Below are 18,379 nucleotides of genomic sequence, written 5' to 3'. Positions count from 1 at the left end.
CCTTGGGATGCCCCGGTGGTCTGGCGGGGGTTCGCGGCGCTCGGCCGCGAACCCCACGGTCCGAGCGCGCGGGCCCATGGCCATCTGCGCCCGCGCCGCCGCACTGCCGCCGCGCCAGCGCCCCCTAGATCCCCGGAACCACCGCGCGGCGCCAGGTGGTTCGGGGGGGTTGGGTGGGGTCTGGGGTGGTTGGGGGGGTGGTGGTGATGTGGAGTTCTGCGTCCAGGCCCAGGACGGCCGTCGTGGTGGCGCCTGCCTGTTCCAGGATGCCGGCCGGGGCGCCTGCGTAGAGCATCTTCGATTCCGTCCAGGCCGGGGGGCCGCCCAGGTTCGTCGTGCCGACCGCGCCCGTGTCCGCGCGGCCCGACAGGAGGCGGCCCGCGACGCCGACCGCGCCGTAGCCGGCCCGGCCGCCCGCCTCGGAGATGCTGGAGAGTTGGGGTTTGCCGCCGGGGCCTGCCGTGACCAGGGCCGTGCGGACCACGCCCGAGTCGGGGCGGCGGAAGTACAGGCGGATGCCCGCGCCCTCCGGGACCGCGGTGAGCGGGACCGTCGTCGCGGGCAGGCCCGTCGGGAAGGGGCCCTCCAGCGGGGCGCCCGGGGCGGGCTGGATCCAGGCCACGGCCGTCTTGCTGGTGGTGGCGTACACGTGGCGCCGCCCGGCGGCGTCGGTGGCCGTCACCGGGTCGCTCTGCAGGTCCTCGCCGCCCAGCCGCTGCCAGGGGCCGAAGGTGCCGTCGGGCTGCTGGAGGCGGGCGCGCAGGGTGCGGTGGGAGTCGCGTACGTACACCGTCAGGAGCCCGTTGGGTGAGATTGCTGCCGACGGGGTGCTGATCGCGGAGGTGCCGTCCTCGTCGGCCGTCTCCGGGGTGCCGAGCACCTGCCACGGCCCGAACGGGCCGTCGGGGGCGGCCTGGACGGCGTACACCGCCTCGCGCCGGTAGTCGGCGGGCCCGGGGCCGAGCGTGGTGCGGGTGGCCAGGACCGCGATGCGGCCGTCCGGGAAGCGGGCGGTGCTCGCGCCCGGGTCGATGCCGGTGCCGGGCAGCAGGGCGGGGCCGGTCCAGCGGTCCGGGTGGCCCTGGCGGGTCCAGACGGCCATCTGCCCGTCGAGGGCGGCGAAGGCCCACAGCCGGCCGGGCGTGCCGGAGGTCAGCCAGGAGGCGGAGTCGCCGCGGGCGTAGCGCAGGGACTGGGCCCAGTTGCGGCCGGTGGGGCTGCCGGCCACCTTGCGGTCGCCGCAGCCGGAGGGGCTGCCGCAGTAGTTCTCGTGGTCGAGCCAGGCGTACGTCTTGAGGTAGCCGATCTTCGTCTCGGCGGTCTGCGGGTCCAGGGCGTGGGGGAGGGTGCCGTTGTGGTAGCCGAGGTAGTTCTGCACCGCGAACCGCGGCCGGTCGGCGACCCGCTCGGCGTACGCGGCGGTGGCGGCCTGCACGAAGCGGGCGCCGTACATGTGGTCCTGGTGGTCGGTGTACTTGCCGGTGTCCTGGTAGCGGCCCGGGGTCGGGTCCTGCATGCGTATCGTCGTCGGCCGGTACCGGGCCAGGATCCCGGCTATCGCCTGTATGACCTGGTCCTTGGTGTACGTGGGCGGCTGCTTGACCGGGCTGCCGGAGGACAGCTGGGCGCCGAGCGCGGGTATCTTCCCGTTCCACAGGCCGCGCAGGCTGTCCGGGTTCTCCGCGGTCGGGTTGCGGGCCTCGCGCAGCTGGAGCCAGACCAGGTGGACCTCGGGCCGGGCGACCAGCACGTCGAGCTCGGCGGACCCGCCGCCGTCGGTGGGTATGACGGAGCGCTTCCACGGGCTGGTGCGGTCGCCGGTGGCCATCTGGGCGTACGCGGAGCGGATGCCGTTCTGCCGGGCCTCCGCGTAGTGGGCGCGGTCGGCAGGCTGCTCCGGATCGCGGGCGCCGGCGCCGTTGGCCTCGTTGCGGCCGTCGGCCTCGCCGGAGGTGAGGTAGACGGTGGTGAGCGAGGTGCCGGCCGAGAGGGTGCGGCTGAGGTCGGGGTTCATGAAGAACAGGTCGTCGTCGGGGTGGGCGACGACCTGGACGACGGTTCCGGAGGTGACGCTCGCCGGGATGGCCGCGGCCGGGTTCCTGTCCTGGGTGGCCTCGGCCGACGTCTGCTCGCCGGTGGCGACGGCGAGCACGCCGGTGGCTCCGACGGTGAGTACGGGCAGCAGGGCCGCGAGGAGGAAGCGGCGGCGGGCAATCGGCATCGGGTCACGCCTTGGGGTCGTTCCGGGCGGAAAAACCGCTGAGCAGTCAGTGAGAGGCCAAATCGGGGGACTTGGTTCACCGATTTCCTCGATGACTCGTGCTTTCCGAAAGAGACCGGATGTGATTGTGCCGTGTGGGGCTGCGATCGACGGATGCGGGTCGGCATGTGGACGCCCGGCATGTGGACGCCCGGCACGTGGGCGCCCGGCACGTGGACGCCCCCCCGCCGGGCCTCCGCCTACCGTCCCGCGTTGCGCGGGCCCACCGGCTGCCACGGCGCCAGGTACGCGTCCCCCTCGTCCGTCGACGAGGTCACGTACAGCCGCGCGTCGAGCCCCACCACCGCCAGGCTGACCGTGTTCCGGCCGGTCATCGTCGCCGACGGCGCCCCGACGAACATCAGCCCCGACCGCTCCCACGCCCGGCCCTGCCCCAGGTCCGAGCCCAGCTGCCCGCCGGCCGAGCGGCCCGCCAGTACGTGCCCGCTCGCCGCGACCGCGCCGAAGCCCTGGAGCCCGCCCAGGTCGGTCAGGTTGTTCACCTTCGGCCCGCCGTCGCCGCCGGTCACCAGGGCCGTACGGACGTTGCCCGAGCCCGGCTTGCGGAACCACAGCCGCACCCCGCCCTCGCGGCCCTCCGCGGTGATCGGCAGCGTCGTGTCCGGCAGGCCGGTCGGCGCGGCCGGGCCCAGCGGGGCTCCGGGCTTCGGCTGCGCCCAGGCCGTGACCGACTTCGTCGTCGCCGCGAACACCATGCGCCGTCCGGCCCCGTCGGTGGCGGTCGCCGGGGTGCCGTGCAGGTCGCTGCCGCCGTACCGCTCCCACGGGCCCCAACTGCCGTCGGCGCCCGTGCCCGTGCCCGTGCCCGCGCCCTGGACCCGCCCGCGCAGCGTGCCCGCGCCGTCGCGCACGTACGCCGCGAGCCGGCCGGTGCCGTCGGCCGAGACCGCGGGGGCGCTGATGTCGGAGGTCCAGGTGTCGTCCGCCGTCTCCGGCGTGCCCAGGGACTGCCAGTCCCCGAACTCCTTCGCGCCCGGCGCCTTCTGGACCGCGTACACGACCTCGCGCCGGTATTCCGCGGGCCGCGCCCCGAAGGACGTGCGGGTGCCGAAGGCGGCGATCCGGCCGTCGGGGAGGGCGACGGTGGAGATGCCGGGGTCCATGCCGGTGCCGGGGAGCAGATCGGGGCCGCTCCACGGGCCGATCGGGCCTGCGCGGTGCCACAGGGCGACCTGGCCGTCGAGCACCTTGAAGGCCCACAGGCCGTGGTCCTTGTCGGAGGCCAGCCAGGAGGTACCGGTCCCGCGGGCGTAGTTGATGGAGGAGGTCCAGTTGTTGCCGGCCGGGTGGTCGGCGACCTTCAGGTCGCCGCAGCCGGCGCCGCTGCCGCAGTGGTTCTGCTTGTCGCGCCAGGCGTAGATCTCCATGATGTCCAGCTTCCGCTTGGCCTCGTCGGGGTCCAGGGCGCTGGGCAGGGAGCCGTTGAAGTAGCCGACGTAGTTCTGCACGGCGAAGTGCGGGCGGTCCTTGACGTCCTTGGCGTACGCGGCGAGGGCGGCCTGCACGAAGCGGGCGCCGTAGAAGTGGTCCTGGTGGTCGGTGTACCGCTTGGTGTCGGTGAAGCGGCCGGGGGTCGGGTCCTGCGCGCGGACGGTGGTGGGCCGGTACTGCTCCAGGACGCCGACGAGGGTCCGGACGACCTGGTCCTTGGAGTACGAGAACCGCTGCTTGACCGGGCTGCCGGAGGCGAGCGCCGACTCCAGCCGGGCCGTCCGCTCGTTCCACAGGCCGCGCAGGCTGTCGGGCACGTCGTCGTAGACGTTGCCCGCCTCGCGCAGCTGGAGCCAGACGAGGTTGACCTCGGGCTTGGCGGCGAGGACGTCGACCTCGGCCTGGCCGCCGCCCTGGGTGGGGACCGTGGTGCGCTTCCAGGCGCTGGTGCGGTCGCCCGTGGCCATGGCGGCGTAGGCGGCGCGGATGCCGTTCTGGCGGGCCTCGGCGTAGGCGGGCTTGTTGGCCGGGGTGGAGGCCTGCTTGGCCTCGCCCGCGTTGATGCCGTCGGCTTCGCCGGAGGTGAGGTACACGGTGGTGACGGGGTGGCCGGCGGCTATGGAGTACCGCAGGTCCGGGTTCATGAAGTACAGGTCGTCGTCCGGGTGGGCGACGATCTGCAGCACGCGTCCGGGGTCGGGCGCCTCGGCCGGACCGGCGGGACCGGCCGCCGCCGGTTTGGCGGGGGGCTCGGGGCGGGCGGAGAGGCCGCCGAGCACCTCGTTGCCCCGGAGGACGAGCATGCTGCCGGCGGCCACCGCCGCGACGAACCCCACGGCCTTGACGAGCCGCCGCCCGACCCGGCCGCCGGATGCCCGGCGCCCGCCGGAGGCCCGGCGCGCGGCGCGCGGGGCCGCCCCGGCGCCGTCGCCGGCTCCGGCAGCGGTGGTTTCGGGTGCGGTGGCGTTGCCGACGGCCGCCCGACCGCGCGTGCCGCGCCGCCGGCCCGGGGCCGTCTCGACGCCGTCGCCACGGCCCCGCCGCGCGGCGCGGCGGCCGGTGGCGGCCTCCTCGGCCGCGGCTCCGGTTTCGCCCGTACGGCCACGGCGAGCGGTGCGGCGGCCGGCTGCGGACTCCGCTTCGGCCGTACGGGAGTTGGTGCCGACCGGGGGCCGGGCGGCCGGTGCCTCGGTCCGGCCGGTCCGGTCCGCTGCGGCGGTGTCGGTCGTACCCGTACGGGCGCGGCGGGCCGCGGCGCGGCCGGAGCCCGGCCGGTCGGCCGGGGCGGCTGCCGGGTCGGCCGCGCCGGGGTGGCCGGTGTTGCCGTAGCCCTGGTCGTACGGCGCGTCGACGGGAGCGCCGGCCCGGCGCTCCTCCTCGTACGCGGCACCGGCAGGTCCGTGGGCCTCGGACGGGTGGCCCTGCCAGGCGGGTTCGGGCGGGGCGGTGGCGAAGTCGTGGGCGGGGTGCAGGGACTCCGGGTGGCCGTGGGCCGGGTACCGGTGGTCCGGCCACGCGCCGGCGCCCGCGGCCTCCCCACCCGCAGACGGGGTCGGCTGCTGCGTGTGGGGCGGTATGCCCGCGATGCCGAGGACGGGGTGCCCGTACGCCGGCGGGCCGCCCGGACCGGGCGCGGCAACGCCCGGCAGCCCGGGGTACGGGTACGGGTGCGCGGCCTGGGGCGCGTACCCCGGGTCGGGGTGGCCGATCGGGGACGGGGCCGGCTGCTGTGCGTGCGGCGGCATGCCCCCGACCGCCGGCGACATGACCGGACCGGGGTGCCCCGTCGGCGCCGGGTACGCGTGCGCGTCCGGGGGCAAGTCCGGGTACGGGTAGGGGTCCGGGCCCGGTTGCGGGGCCTGGGGCGCGTACCCGGCGTCGGGGTGCCCGTACCACCCCGCGGCCTGCGGATCGGCATGCCAGGGCCCCGTGCCGGGGTGTCCGTCGGGCATGTGGGTCCTCGTGGCCGGGTCAGCAGGCAGGGCGGGCAGGGCGGGCAGGCAGGCGCGGCCCCCGGTGTCGGAGGGCGGCCGAAGGGGGTCAGGCTTCAGGCAAGCAAGTAGATAATCCGACAATCCGCCTCATGGTACGTGCAGGGACACACCGTGAGTCGAACGCCTGCTCCGGCTAGGCTCGACACCAGCAACGGCATCAACAGCGGCATCAACAGCGGCAACGACAGCGGCAACGACAGCGGCAACAGCGCAGACGTACGTACGCAGGAGGCGGCGGGTGACCACCCCGGGACGCAGGAGCAGTACCTTCATGAGGCTGCTGCGCAGCGGCTTCACCGACCCCTCGGCCGCCGCCCGGCTGCTCGACTCCGCTGCGCTGGCCGGCGTCCGCACCGACCCCGTCCTCCTCGACGCCCTCGGCGCCACCGCCGACCCCGACCTGGCCCTGCGCGGCTTGGTCCGCCTCGCCGAGGCCCAGTCGGCCGAGGAGCGCCCCGTCCTCCTCGACACCCTCGTCAGCGCCAAACCCCTGCGCGACCGCCTCCTCGGCGTGCTCGGCGCCTCCGAGGCCCTCGCCGACCACCTCGCCCGCCACCCCCGCGACTGGCACGCCCTCGTCACCTACGAGGCCGCCGACCTGCACCCCGGCCTCGCCGAGTTCGAGCAGGGCCTCGCCCAGGCCCACGACCCCGTCGCGCTGCGCGTGGCGTACCGCCGCTGCCTGCTCTCCATCGCCGCCCGCGACGTCTGCGGCACCATCGACGTCGCTCAGACCGCCGCCGAGCTCGCCGACCTCGCCACCGCCACCCTGCGCGCCGCCCTGCGCATCGCGGGCTCCGCCGCCCCCGAGGACGCGGCGCAGTGCCGCCTCGCCGTCATCGCCATGGGCAAGTGCGGCGGCAACGAACTGAATTACGTCTCCGACGTCGACGTCATCTTCGTCGGGGACGCCGCCAACGGCGCCGACGAGTCCAAGGCCCTGCAGGCCGCCACCCGCCTCGCCAGCCACCTCATGCGGATCTGCTCCGAGACCACTGTCGAGGGCACCATCTGGCCCGTCGACGCCAACCTCCGCCCCGAGGGCCGCAACGGCCCCTTGGTCCGCACCCTCGCCTCCCATCTCGCGTACTACCAACGCTGGGCCAAGACCTGGGAGTTCCAGGCCCTGCTCAAGGCCCGCGCTGTGGCCGGCGATCCGGAGCTCGGCGCCCAGTACATCGACGCCATAACTCCGCTCGTCTGGCAGGCCGCCGAGCGCGAGAACTTCGTCGCCGACGTCCAGCAGATGCGCCGCCGCGTCGTCGACAACATCCCCGCCTCCCAGGTCGACCGCGAGCTGAAGCTCGGCCCCGGCGGCCTGCGCGACGTCGAGTTCGCCGTGCAGCTGCTCCAGCTCGTCCACGGCCGCAGCGACCCCGCCCTGCACTCCGGCACCACCCTCGACGCCCTGCACGCCCTCGCCGCCGGCGGCTACGTCGGGCGCGCCGACGCCGCCCAGCTGAACGACGCGTACCGCTTCCTGCGCGCCATGGAGCACCGCATCCAGCTCTACCGGCTCCGGCGCACCCACCTCGTCCCCGAGGACGAGGCCGACCTGCGCCGCCTCGGCCGCTCCCTCGGCCTGCGCACCGAGCCCGTCGCCGAGCTCAACAAGGCCTGGCGCCGCCACGCCACCGTGGTCCGCCGCCTCCACGAGAAGCTCTTCTACCGGCCGCTCCTCGACGCCGTCGCCCAGCTCGCCCCCGGCGAGACCCGGCTCTCGCCGCAGGCCGCCGGCCAGCGCCTCGAAGCCCTCGGGTACGCCGACCCGGCCTCCGCCCTGCGCCACCTGGAGGCCCTCGCCTCCGGCGTCACCCGCAAGGCCGCCATCCAGCGCACCCTCCTGCCCGTGATGCTGGGCTGGTTCGCCGACTCCGCCGACCCGGACGCCGGCCTGCTGAACTTCCGCAAGGTCTCCGACGCCCTCGGCAAGACCCCGTGGTACCTGCGACTCCTGCGCGACGAGGGCGCCGCCGCCGAGAACCTGGCCCGCGTCCTGTCCGCCGGCCGCCTCGCCCCCGACCTGCTGATGCGCGCCCCCGAGGCCGTCGCCCTCCTCGGCGACCCCGAGGGCCTGCAGTCCCGTACGCACGAGGCCCTCGAACAGGAGGTGCTGGCCGCCGTCGGCCGCGCCGACAGCGCCGAGGCCGCGGTCGCCGCCGCCCGCGGGGTCCGCCGGCGCGAGCTCTTCCGCACCGCCGCCGCCGACATCATCGCCTCGTACGGTACGGAGGACAGCCCCGCCGAGGAGGACCGCGGCGCCCTCGTCGACCGCGTCGGCAACGCCGTCTCCGACCTGACCGCCGCCACCGTCGCCGGCGCCCTGCGCGCCGCCGTCGGCGCCGAGTGGGGCGAGACCCTGCCCACCCGCTTCGCGATCATCGGCGTCGGCCGCTTCGGCGGGCACGAGCTCGGCTACGGCTCCGACGCCGACGTCCTGTTCGTCCACGAGCCCCGCGAGGGCGTCGACGAGCAGGAGGCCGCGAAGGCCGCCCAGGCCGTCATCGCCGAGATGCGCCGCCTGCTCCAGCTCCCCACCGCCGACCCGCCGCTGCTCATCGACGCCGACCTGCGCCCCGAGGGCCGCTCAGGCCCCCTGGTGCGCACCCTCTCCTCCTACGCCGCCTACTACCGCCGCTGGTCCCTGACCTGGGAGAGCCAGGCCCTGCTGCGCGCCGAGCCCGTCGCCGGCGACCCGGACCTCGGCCGCCGCTTCATCGAGCTGGTCGACCCCCTGCGCTACCCGTCCGAGGGCCTCGGCGACGACGCGGTCCGCGAGATCCGCCGCCTGAAGGCGCGCATGGAGTCGGAGCGGCTGCCGCGCGGCGCCGACCCGACCCTGCACACCAAGCTGGGCCGCGGCGGACTCAGCGACGTCGAGTGGACCGTCCAGCTGATCCAGATGCGCCACGCCTGGGCCGAGCCGGGCCTGCGCACCACCCGCACCCGCGAGGCCCTGGCCGCCGCCCACGCCGCCGGTCTGATCCCCACCGAGGAGGCCCAGATCCTCGACGAGGCCTGGGTCCTGGCGACCCGGGTCCGCAACGCGGTCATGCTGGTCCGCGGCCGGGCCGGCGACACCTTCCCCTCGGAGGCCCGCGAACTGGGCGCCGTGGGCCGCTACCTCGGCTACGCGGAGGGCACGGTCGGCGAACTCCTGGACGACTACCGCCGCACCACCCGCCGCGCCCGAGCCGTCGTCGACGACCTCTTCTACGCCGGCTAGCGCTCTGACCGGGAAGGTTCGCCGGGCTCCTCGTGTGCTGGTCGGCCGTGCTTTGCGGTCAGAGCGCTAGGGGAGCTTGGCCGCCAGGATGTCGACCGGGAGGATCTCGGGGGACTCGGCGAGGAGCTTCGGGGCGTTCTCCATGAGGGCCGCGGCGATCCGGCCCTGGAGGTGGGCGGTGCGGGCCTCGTCGCCGCCGAAGGCGTCGAAGATGCCGAAGGTGGTCGGGCCGAGGCGCAGGGCGAACCAGACGGTGGTCCCGGTCTCCTGCTGGGCCAGGGTGAGGGCGCCGGTGAGGAGCTCCTCGACGTCTCCGGCGTGCTCCGGCTTGGCCTCGATGCGGGCGAGCAGGCCGACGCGGGTGGTCTGGGGGACGAAAGCGCTGGTCATGTGAGGTTCTCCTTCTGCGGTGAGATACCGCGCTGGGTGATGTCCTCACCGTATGGGCGCCTCCGTGGCCGCCGTCAGAGGCGGATCCGCCGGATGTTTTACCGTTTCCGACATGCGGATATCGGTGCTGGTGATGGATGGACTCTTCGACTCCGGGCTGGCGGCGGTCCTCGACGTCCTCCAGATGGCCAACGAGCTGCGGGAAGAGCTGCCCCATCCCCCGCCGCGCTGGGAAGCGACCCGGGTCAGCGGGCGCGGGGCGGTGCGTACCGCCTCCGGGCATGTGATCGAAGCCGTCGCCGTCGAGGACGCCCCGCGGCCCGACCTCCTCCTCGTACCGGGCGCCGGACCCAAGCAGCCCGAGCCGCTGCTGGACTGGGTGGCCGCACCGGAACGCCAGCCGGAACGGGAGGCCTTGCGCCAGGCCCGCGCCGACGGCGTGCCGCTGGCCGCGGCCTGCACGAGCACGTTCCTGCTCGCCGAGGCCGGGGTCCTGGACGGTCTCCGCGCCACCACCAGCTGGTGGCTGGCGCCGGCCTTCCGGCAGGCCTACCCCGAAGTGGCCCTGGACGAGAGCAACATGCTGGCCCACGCCGAGGGGGTCACCACCGCCGGAGCGGCCATGGCACACCTCGACCTCGCACTCGCCCTCGTACGGGAGGCGAGCCCCGTCCTCGCGGAACTCACGGCCCGCTACCTGGTGGTCGACGACCGTCCCACGCAGGCCGGTTACGCGATCCCGAGCCACCTCGCCCGCACGGACCCCACGGTCGGCGCCTTCGAGCGCTGGGTGCGGGAGCACATCGACCGGCCGCTGCGGATGGCCGATGCGGTCCGGGCGGTCGGCGTGAGCGAGCGGACCCTCCAGCGGGCCGTGGACAAGGTGCTGGGCGTCTCACCCCTGCGGTTCGCCCAGACCATCCGCCTGGAACAGGCCGCCCACCTGCTGCGCACCACCGACCTCCCCACCGAGGCCGTCGCCTCCCGCGTCGGCTACGAGAACGCCTCCACCCTCAGCAGCCTCCTGCGCGAACGCCTCGGCACCACGCCGGGCCGGCTCCGCAGCCAGTCGGCCCGACCGGTGGAGCCGCCCAGTGACGTTTCCCGGTGAATCGCGCTGCACCGTGCGGATGAGTGCGGACGATCGTCCCCCCCCCCGTCCGAAGCGCGACGTCGTATTACCGCCAGCGTTGGCGTCCCGCTCACGAGAGAGTCGGCGGCGGTCCGTGTTCTTCCTGATCGCGGACCTGTCCGTCCGGCACTCCGCGAAAGGCACCGCGCATGCACGTCGTCCCCGGCCTCAAGGTCTTGTACTTCGGAACTCCGGTGGTGCTGATCAGCTCACTGAACGAGGACGGCAGGGCGAACCTCGCGCCGATGTCCTCGGCATGGTGGCTCGGCCAGTCCTGCATGCTCGGTCTCGGCAACAACGCCCAGACCACCGCGAACCTGCTCCGGGAAGGCGAGTGCGTGCTCAACCTGCCCTCGTCCGCGATGGTCGACACCGTCGACCGGATCGCGCTCACCACCGGAAAGCCGGCCATGCCGCCCTACAAGGCGAAGCAGGGCTACCGGTACGAGCCGGACAAGTTCGCGACCGCGCAGCTGACCGAGCAGGCATCGGACCTGGTCCGGGCCCCCAGGGTTGCGGAATGCCCGGTCCAGCTGGAATGCAGGGTCGTCTCGGCCCATCCCTTCGGCGGTCCCGAACCGCACGCCACCGCCTTCGAGGTCGAGGTCCTCCGCGCTCATGTCGAGGAAGACCTGGTCATCCCGGGGACGCACCACGTGGACCCGCTCGGCTGGGACCCGCTGATCATGAAGTTCTGCGAGTTCTTCGGCGGGGGACGCAACGTGCACCCGTCGAGACTCGCCGAGGGCTGGAACATGCCTCACCAGCTCCCGTCGGCGAACGTCTGAGCAGGCCTCCGGCGGCCCCGCCGTCAGGTGCGGGAGACCGTGCCGCAGCCTTCGTCGTCCTGGCGGCTGATGTCCTTGCTGCGGTCGTACGGGTCCGTCGTCGGGCCGCTCGGGGCTTCTCCCGCGGGCCGGGCGTCGCTGGGGAAGGACGGGTGCAGGAATCCGTCGTGGACGCCGCACGCCGAGTTGCCTATGTCGTTCGGGTAGTCGACCACCGCCAGGGTGCCCGCGGTCACCGCGTACCGCTGCGGGTCGTCCAGGGCCACGGTGAGCTGGCGGCGGACCACGGTGCGGGCGACCTCGTCCGACCCCGCCTTCGCCCGCACCAGCGGGTACACGAAGGTGTAGTCGGCCTTGACCAGCACCTCACCGGGCCGCTGCCCGGCCTCGAAGGTCATCCGTCCGCGCGTCTTGACGACGCTGCCCGCCAGCCGGACCTCCGCCGGGTTGAAGCGGGTGAACATCCATACGGGGTCCTGGTCCTTGCCGGGCGCCTCCAGGCCCTTCACCAGCATCCCGTACACGCTCTCCTGGCGCGGTTCCAGCAGCTTCACCGCCGCGTCGGGCCGGCCGCCGCCCAGCGTGGCGGGGTCCAGGTTGGACAGCACCAGCAGCTGCTTGGTCCGCTTCAGCCCCTCCGCGACCTGCTCGGCCGTGAGCCCGCCGACGGCCTTCGCCTCGGGCAGCTCGATGGCGGCCTCGCCTTCCGCCCACTGGACGGCGGGGGAGCCCCGGAACGGCTCCTTCAGCGTGGGACGGTCGGGGTACTGCCCGGTCGGCGGCGCTGTCGGGCGTACCGACTCCGCCGCCAGCGGCTGCCGGCTCTTCGCGTCCTGGTCGGCCTTGCCCGTCAGCCGGTCGATGAGCAGCGACGGCCGCAGGACCACGAGGGCCAGTCCGGCGATCAGCACGACGGCGAGGGCCGGCTTGAGCCGACCGCGCCTTCTGCGGCCCTGCATGTCCTGCCAGGCCGGACCGGTCCGCCACCCGGGCGGCTCGTTCCGCTCGGGCTGGGCCTTCCGCCGGAACCACTTCCCGCGCCCGGCGGCCGCGGCCCGCTCGGCATCCTCCTGCCGCAGCCGCTCGGTCACCATCCGCGCCCGCGCGGACGGCTCCTTGGGCCCTTGCCCGGGCTCCTCCTCGGCCCGCCGCACGAACTCGGCCCACTCCTCGTCGCTGACGGACGGCCGCTCGCCACTCGCTCCCACTGCTACTGCCTGCCCTCAACCCTTGTCTGTCATGATCATGCGCCCAGAGCATCTCACGCCGCCTGCGTCGACTGATCGGCTCAGGCGACTGCGGGGGTGGAGCAGGCTGCGCAGTTGCCCGGCGTGGGGGAGCGGAAGGCCACGCGGTCGCAGGTCTGGCAGGTCTGGATCGGGTGGACCTCGCGCTCCCGGCGGTACGGGCCCGGGGGCGTCGGGCGGTCCGGCAGGCGGGGCGGGATCAGCTCGCGCAGGCGGTGCGCCAGCAGGGCGTACGGGGAGTGGATCGGGGCCAGGGGCAGGCCGCCGGTCAGGGTCGCGCTCACCGCGCTCGGCCGCAGCCCGCGCTCCAGCCAGGCCGCCACGGCCGGGGCCAGGCGGGCCACGTCGCGCTCCGAGAGCACCAGGCGGGGATCCCGCAGCCGCAGCCGGGCCAGCAGGGTTGCCGCCTCGGCGTGTACCTGGGGGGAGGCGGCCGCTGTCGGCTCCGGTAGCGGTCCCGGATCCGGCTCGGCGGGCGGTGGCTGTTGCTCGGGGCGGCTGCGCTTCGGGGCCGGGGGCTCCGGCGGCGGCTCGTCGCCGTCTGCCTCCGCCTTCAGGGCGGGCGGGTTGTTGTACGACACCGTGCACGTCACGACGCGGCCCGACGGCAGCCGCTCCTGGAAGCGGGCCAGGTAGCCGTGTTCCTCCAGCTCGCGCAGGGCGGCGGCGATCCGGACCTCGCCCTCCGGGAAGCGTTCGGCCAGGGCCTTGATGGTCACCTTGGCGCCGGCCGGGAGCGACTGGATGTGCGTGGCCAGCCCGATCGCCGTGATGCTCAACTCGCGGTGCTGGGCGAGGTGGTTGCCGATCTTGACGTACCGCGAACGGTGATCGCGGTTGATGTGCCGGATGCCGGACGAGACGCGCATGGGCGCGCTAAGCTGCTGGTCAGCCATGGGGAAGTGGGGTTTCTTCCGTGTGGTCAGGCCCTCGTTCGGGATGCCAGTCCCGGCCGAGGGCCGATTGCGTTTTTGGGGTTGTTGAGGTGAGGGTGCCGCCTGAATCGGCATTCACGCCAGTCCTGTTGGGCGCTTTCACCCGACCGAGTGAGAGGGGGAGGGGGGAGGTTGGGAAAGGTCATTTCCCCCGGTTGTTTACTCCTTGGCGTCGTGCGCTACCGGTTCCCGCTCCACCGGGACGTGAAAACCTCGATCCGGTGAAAGGGGAATCGGCAGATCCATTTCCGCCCACACCGTTTTGAGGGGAACCGGGCCGTGATCCATACCCCAGCGGGCGGAGAGGGCGGACACCAGGAGCAGCCCCCGTCCCGACTCGGCGTCCAGGCCGGGCGCTTGGGCCTCCGGCACCGCCTCGGCGCGGGTGTCCGACACCTCGATACGGAGCGTAGGACCGGGCCGGATGCCCAGCCGGAGCCGGAAGCCGCGGCCCGGCACCCTCCCGTGCGTCACCGCGTTCGCGGCGAGCTCGGCCACGACCTGCGCGGCGTCCTCGAACGGAAGTCGGTGTTCCGTGAGTTGGGACACCGTGAGGGCGCGTGCGGCCCGAGCGCCGCGCGGGGTCGCGGGGAGGGTGGCGACGAGGGAGATTTCCTGATTCACGTGACTCAGCGTGGCCGCCCGTGCGTAACCTGAACAGATCTGAGGCCGCTGTGTACAGCGGCTGTCCAGGACTGTCCAGTCCTGTCCCACCGGTCCTTGGGAGGTGGCCGTGAGTGCAGATGATGCGGACGAGTCGAGCTGGGAACTCGATCCGGAGGAGGAAACTGGGGCGGTAATCGCTGCTGTGGGGCGTCAGTTAAAGATGTGGCGGGAGGCAGCAGGCCTTGACCGTGCACAGTTCGGTAAGCGGATGGGGTACGGCTCGAACCTGATCTACAAGATCGAACGGGGTGCCCGTATTCCCCGCCCCGAGTTTTTGGACAAGGCGGACGAGGTGTTGGGGGCGGGTGGGAAAATTGCCGCAATGAAAGCGGACATCGATAGGCTCGCTATCCCAAGAATGTCCGAGATCTGGCCAAGTTGGAGTCCCAGTCGTTTGAGATCGGCTGGTACGACAACATTGTGGTGCCCGGCCTACTCCAGATCGAGGAGTACGCACGCGCCCTCTACGCACTGCGTAGGCCCGCGTACTCAGAGGATCAGCTTGCACGACTGGTCGCAGCGCGGTTGGCGCGTCAGGGTGTCGTTCACCAGCATGCGGCACCGCTTCTGACAAGCGTCCTGGAAGAGGCGGTGCTTCGGCGACCAGTCGGGGGCAAGATGGTGTTGCGCCGCCAGCTCGAACATCTGCTGGAGGTTGGCAGCTTGCGGCATGTCGAGATCCAGGTGATGCCTACTGCCGTCGAGGAGCACGCCGGCCTCGCCGGGTCGCTCACGGTCATGCGGCTTAAGGACGGAACCACGGTGGGACACAACGAAGTTCAGCTGGTCAGCCGCTTGATCACCGAGCCCAAGGAGGTCCAGATTCTGGACATGCGCTATGGCATGATCCGAGCACAGGCTCTGACGCCTCGCGAATCACTGACATTCATCGAGAAGGTACTGGGGGAGACATGAGCATCAAGCCGTCAGCCGACGCCCTCTCTGCGCTGGCGTGGGTCAAGAGCAGCTACAGCACCAACGATGGGCCTAACTGCGTCGAGGTCGCCCACCTGCCCGGCACGGTCCTGGTCCGGGACTCGAAGATCGCCGACGGGGACCGGCTGGCGCTGAGCCCCGCCGCCTGGGCCGGTTTCGTGGCCCACGCGGCCGCCTAGGGCTCCATGCCTGGATGGATGGACTTGGCGTACACCACGGCCGGCGGTGTCGTCGGCGCGGCGGTGACCAACTACCTCTCCAAGAACCAGGAACGCCGGCAGCTGCGAGCAGCGGTCATGCAACAGCTCCTCCGCGTCGCAGCGGTGCGCGACAGGGTGTGCGACATCGTGCCGAGCGGGCGGAGGAGTCCGTCGCCGCACTTGGTCGGGGCTCGGCCGCTCGCCACGGCACGTTTCGGCGTCACGGCGGTCCTGGAGGACGGCAGTGACGCCGAGCATGCCCAGCGGGAGGCGATCTCGGACCTTGTGGTGGCTGCGCTCTCGGCCGGCATACCCCGCAGGGTCCTGGACTTTGCCGGAGGCAGCGAGGAGCGGGCCCTGCAGTGCGAGGTCATCAGGGTCGTCGATCTCCGCCTGGGCGGTGTCCTGGGTGAGTCGCTCGAAGAACTCACGACGCAGTGCGAGGAATATCGGCAGGCGACGGCGCAACACCTGCTCCGGGCGCTGTGGCACCCGTGGCGGACGCGGTTGCGGATGCGCAAACACCTTCGCGTGTTGCGTCAGGACGCCGCCGCACTCCATCGCAGACAAGAAGCGGCGATGTCCGTCCTGGCCCAGCCGGAGCACATCGATGCCCTCACCGGGCGACCGGGGGATATCGGCTCGACCGGGGCGCCGGGCGCTGGTTGACTGCCGGGATGAGCGCTGCACTGCCCGAGGGCTACGAGATCTCCGCCGACCCCGCCCGGCTCGACGTCGCACGGATCCACCGGTGGCTGTCCGAGGACGCGTACTGGGCCCTCGGGCGCAGTCGGCAGAAGCAGGAGGAGGCGATCGGCGGGTCGCTGAACTTCGGGGTGTACGAGCAGGTGTCGGGGGCGCAGGTGGCCTATGCCCGGGTCGTCACCGACCGGGCCACCTTCGCGTGGCTCTGCGACGTCTACGTGGATCCCGGGGTCCGCGGCAAGGGGCTGGGCGGGGCGCTCGTCGCCGCGGTGAAGGAGCACCTGGAGCCGTACGGGCTGCGCCGGATCCTGCTCGCCACCGCCGACGCCCACGAGGTCTACGCCCGGGCGGGCTTCGAGCCGCTGGCCACGCCGGGGAAGTGGATGGCCTTCGGGCAGCAGTGAAAACGAACGAACGCTACGCGCGCGTGCGGAAGCGGTTCAGCATGGCCGCGGTCGCGGGGTGGGGGCCCGTGGCCAGCGGGTGGCGCGGGAGCCGGTGCGGCAGGGAGCCGTACCAGGCGCGGCTGACGCTGTATCCGAAGGCCAGGCAGAGCATGCCGCCGGCGGCGTCCAGCCAGAAGTGGTTGGCGGTGGAGACGATGACGACCAGCGTGGCCGTCGGGTAGAGCAGGCCCAGGATCCGCGCCCACGGGGCCCGCGCCACCGCGTACATGGTCAGCCCGCACCAGAGCGACCACCCTATGTGCATCGAGGGCATGGCGGCGTACTGGTTCGACATGTGCTTGAGGTTGCCCGAGGCCATCGAGCCCCAGGTGTGGTGGACGAGCACGGTGTCGACGAAGCCGCCGCCGTTCATCAGCCGCGGCGGGGCCAGCGGGAAGAGGTAGTAGCCGACCAGCGCCACGCCCGTGGTGGCGAAGAGGACGAGTCGGGCGGCGGCGTACCGCCCCGGATGGAAGCGGTAGATCCAGGCCAGCACGCCGAGGGTGACCACGAAGTGGAGCGTGGCGTAGTAGTAGTTCATACCGACGATCAGCCACGTCACCGAGTTCACGGCGTGGTTGACGGTCTTCTCGACGGCGATGCCCAGGCTGTGCTCCAGCCCCCACAGCCAGTCGGCGTTCGCGAGCGCCGCGGCCTTCTGCTCGGGCACGGCGTTGCGGATGAGCGAGTACGTCCAGTAGCTGACGCCGATGAGCAGGACCTCGAACCAGATCCGCGGCCGGCGCGGGGCCCGCAGACGGGTGAGCAGCGCGGCCCGGGCCTCCGGACGGGGCTCGCCGTCGATCACAACGGGTGACGAGACGTCCGTCCGGGTTTCCAGTGTCTTCACGCTCGCTTCACCCATGGGAAAAGAGTCTGCCAGATGGCTCCCTGCCTTCGATCATCCCTCGGGACGGTCTTGGCCGCAGCCGCTCAGCCTTGCGGACGAGCCGGTCCCCGACGCTGCCCGGGGCCGGACGCGGTGGACCCGCGGACGACCAGCTCGGGCAGGAAGACGAACTCGCTGTGCGGGGCCGGGGTGCCGCCGATCTCCTCCAGCAGCGTACGGACCGCGGCCTGCCCCATGGCCTGCACGGGCTGGCGGATCGTGGTCAGCGGCGGGTCGGTGAACGCTATCAGCGGGGAGTCGTCGAAGCCCACCACCGAGACGTCCTGCGGCACCCGCAGCCCCCGCTGGCGGGCCGCCCGGATCGCGCCGAGCGCCATCATGTCGCTGGCGCACACGATCGCCGTGCAGCCGCGCTCGATCAGGGCTGCACCGGCCGCCTGCCCGCCCTCGAGCGTGTAAAGGGAGTGCTGGACGAGTTCCTCGACCGCGGCCTCGTCGAGGCCGAGCCGCTCCTTCATCCCGAGCCGGAAGCCCTCGATCTTGCGCAGCACCGGCACGAACCGCTTCGGGCCGACGGCGAGCCCGATGCGGGTGTGGCCGAGGGCGGCGAGGTGGGTCACGGCGAGCTGCATGGCCGCCCGGTCGTCGGGGGAGACGAACGGGGCCTGCACCTTGTCGGAGAAGCCGTTGATGAGGACGTACGGGACGCCCTGCGCCCGCAGTTGGTCATAGCGGCCCATGTCGGCCGTGGTGTCCGCGTGCAGGCCGGAGACGAAGATGATCCCGGAGACCCCGCGGTCGACGAGCATCTCGGTCAGCTCGTCCTCGGTGGACCCGCCGGGGGTCTGGGTGGCCAGCACCGGCGTGTACCCCTGGCGCGTCAGCGCCTGGCCGATGACCTGGGCGAGCGCCGGGAAGATGGGATTGTCCAGTTCGGGGGTTATCAGCCCGACCAGGCCCGCGCTGCGCTGGCGCAGCTTCACGGGCCGCTCGTAGCCGAGGACGTCGAGCGCGGCCAGCACGGATTCGCGGGTGCCTGCGGCCACACCGGGCTTGCCGTTGAGCACGCGGCTGACTGTGGCTTCGCTGACCCCCGCCTGGGCTGCGATGTCGGCAAGCCGTGCGGTCACGGGATTGGACTGTACCGGTCGC

At 73.1% G+C, this 18,379-nt stretch carries 14 protein-coding genes and 1 pseudogene; 7 read left to right on the top strand and 8 right to left on the bottom strand.

Annotated features, from left to right (window positions below; all coding sequences use genetic code 11):
• Positions 1–124: 124 nt before the first annotated feature.
• Together AB0F11_RS25860 and AB0F11_RS25855 are read right to left on the bottom strand one after the other, a co-directional pair.
• Positions 125–2,221: a PIG-L family deacetylase gene (locus AB0F11_RS25860; RefSeq protein WP_362178188.1), complete on the bottom strand. Its 2,097-nt coding sequence runs from the start codon at positions 2,219–2,221 to the stop codon at positions 125–127.
• 239 nt (positions 2,222–2,460) lie between these two features.
• The gene (locus AB0F11_RS25855; RefSeq protein ID WP_362178185.1) at positions 2,461–5,664 is read right to left on the bottom strand and encodes a PIG-L family deacetylase; all 3,204 of its coding nucleotides are present in this window, start codon (positions 5,662–5,664) and stop codon (positions 2,461–2,463) included.
• A 280-nt stretch (positions 5,665–5,944) separates the two neighbouring features.
• Between AB0F11_RS25855 and AB0F11_RS25850 the strand changes: the two genes are divergently transcribed.
• Positions 5,945–8,932, top strand: a complete 2,988-nt coding sequence (locus tag AB0F11_RS25850) for a bifunctional [glutamine synthetase] adenylyltransferase/[glutamine synthetase]-adenylyl-L-tyrosine phosphorylase (protein WP_362178182.1) — start codon at positions 5,945–5,947, stop codon at positions 8,930–8,932.
• A gap of 66 nt (positions 8,933–8,998) precedes the next feature.
• Here AB0F11_RS25850 and AB0F11_RS25845 read toward each other — a convergent pair whose 3' ends face one another.
• A complete protein-coding gene (locus AB0F11_RS25845) occupies positions 8,999–9,322 on the bottom strand; it encodes an antibiotic biosynthesis monooxygenase (RefSeq protein WP_362178179.1) in 324 nt (107 codons plus the stop codon).
• Positions 9,323–9,434: 112 nt separating this feature from the next.
• On the opposite strand from AB0F11_RS25845, the gene AB0F11_RS25840 reads away from it, so the two are divergent.
• Together AB0F11_RS25840 and AB0F11_RS25835 are read left to right on the top strand one after the other, a co-directional pair.
• Entirely contained in the window at positions 9,435–10,433 is a 999-nt protein-coding gene (locus AB0F11_RS25840; protein WP_362178176.1) for a helix-turn-helix domain-containing protein, read from the top strand.
• A 170-nt stretch (positions 10,434–10,603) separates the two neighbouring features.
• Positions 10,604–11,242: a flavin reductase family protein gene (locus AB0F11_RS25835; protein WP_362178173.1), complete on the top strand. Its 639-nt coding sequence runs from the start codon at positions 10,604–10,606 to the stop codon at positions 11,240–11,242.
• Positions 11,243–11,265: 23 nt separating this feature from the next.
• On the opposite strand, the gene AB0F11_RS25830 is transcribed toward AB0F11_RS25835, so the two are convergent.
• The 3 genes from AB0F11_RS25830 to AB0F11_RS25820 form a co-directional block, all read right to left on the bottom strand.
• Positions 11,266–12,450, bottom strand: coding sequence for a hypothetical protein (locus tag AB0F11_RS25830; protein ID WP_362178170.1), 1,185 nt, complete (start codon positions 12,448–12,450; stop codon positions 11,266–11,268).
• Between the two features lie 80 nt (positions 12,451–12,530).
• Positions 12,531–13,385 (bottom strand): helix-turn-helix domain-containing protein, encoded by an 855-nt coding sequence (locus AB0F11_RS25825; RefSeq protein ID WP_362178167.1) that lies wholly within the window; start codon positions 13,383–13,385, stop codon positions 12,531–12,533.
• Between the two features lie 198 nt (positions 13,386–13,583).
• On the bottom strand, positions 13,584–13,973 hold the full coding sequence (locus AB0F11_RS25820; protein WP_362178218.1) for an ATP-binding protein: 390 nt from the start codon (positions 13,971–13,973) through the stop codon (positions 13,584–13,586).
• Positions 13,974–14,250: 277 nt separating this feature from the next.
• On the opposite strand from AB0F11_RS25820, the pseudogene AB0F11_RS25815 reads away from it, so the two are divergent.
• From AB0F11_RS25815 to AB0F11_RS25800, 4 genes and pseudogenes are all read left to right on the top strand, one after another.
• Positions 14,251–15,005 (top strand): annotated as a pseudogene (locus AB0F11_RS25815) (helix-turn-helix transcriptional regulator).
• Positions 15,002–15,205 (top strand): DUF397 domain-containing protein, encoded by a 204-nt coding sequence (locus AB0F11_RS25810; RefSeq protein ID WP_362178164.1) that lies wholly within the window; start codon positions 15,002–15,004, stop codon positions 15,203–15,205. Before AB0F11_RS25815 ends, AB0F11_RS25810 begins: the two are co-directional and overlap by 4 nt.
• A gap of 18 nt (positions 15,206–15,223) precedes the next feature.
• The gene (locus AB0F11_RS25805; RefSeq protein ID WP_362178162.1) at positions 15,224–15,895 is read left to right on the top strand and encodes a hypothetical protein; all 672 of its coding nucleotides are present in this window, start codon (positions 15,224–15,226) and stop codon (positions 15,893–15,895) included.
• Between the two features lie 8 nt (positions 15,896–15,903).
• Entirely contained in the window at positions 15,904–16,335 is a 432-nt protein-coding gene (locus tag AB0F11_RS25800) for a GNAT family N-acetyltransferase (RefSeq protein ID WP_362178159.1), read from the top strand.
• Positions 16,336–16,348: 13 nt separating this feature from the next.
• Here AB0F11_RS25800 and AB0F11_RS25795 read toward each other — a convergent pair whose 3' ends face one another.
• Both AB0F11_RS25795 and AB0F11_RS25790 read right to left on the bottom strand, forming a co-directional pair.
• The gene (locus AB0F11_RS25795) at positions 16,349–17,242 is read right to left on the bottom strand and encodes a phosphatase PAP2 family protein (RefSeq protein WP_362178156.1); all 894 of its coding nucleotides are present in this window, start codon (positions 17,240–17,242) and stop codon (positions 16,349–16,351) included.
• Between the two features lie 68 nt (positions 17,243–17,310).
• The gene (locus tag AB0F11_RS25790; protein ID WP_361906551.1) at positions 17,311–18,357 is read right to left on the bottom strand and encodes a LacI family DNA-binding transcriptional regulator; all 1,047 of its coding nucleotides are present in this window, start codon (positions 18,355–18,357) and stop codon (positions 17,311–17,313) included.
• Positions 18,358–18,379 lie beyond the last annotated feature (22 nt).

This window comes from Streptomyces sp. NPDC032472 (genome assembly GCF_040636955.1).
Classification (GTDB): Bacteria; Actinomycetota; Actinomycetes; order Streptomycetales; family Streptomycetaceae; genus Streptomyces.
This window is presented reverse-complemented; position numbering and strand designations above follow the sequence as displayed.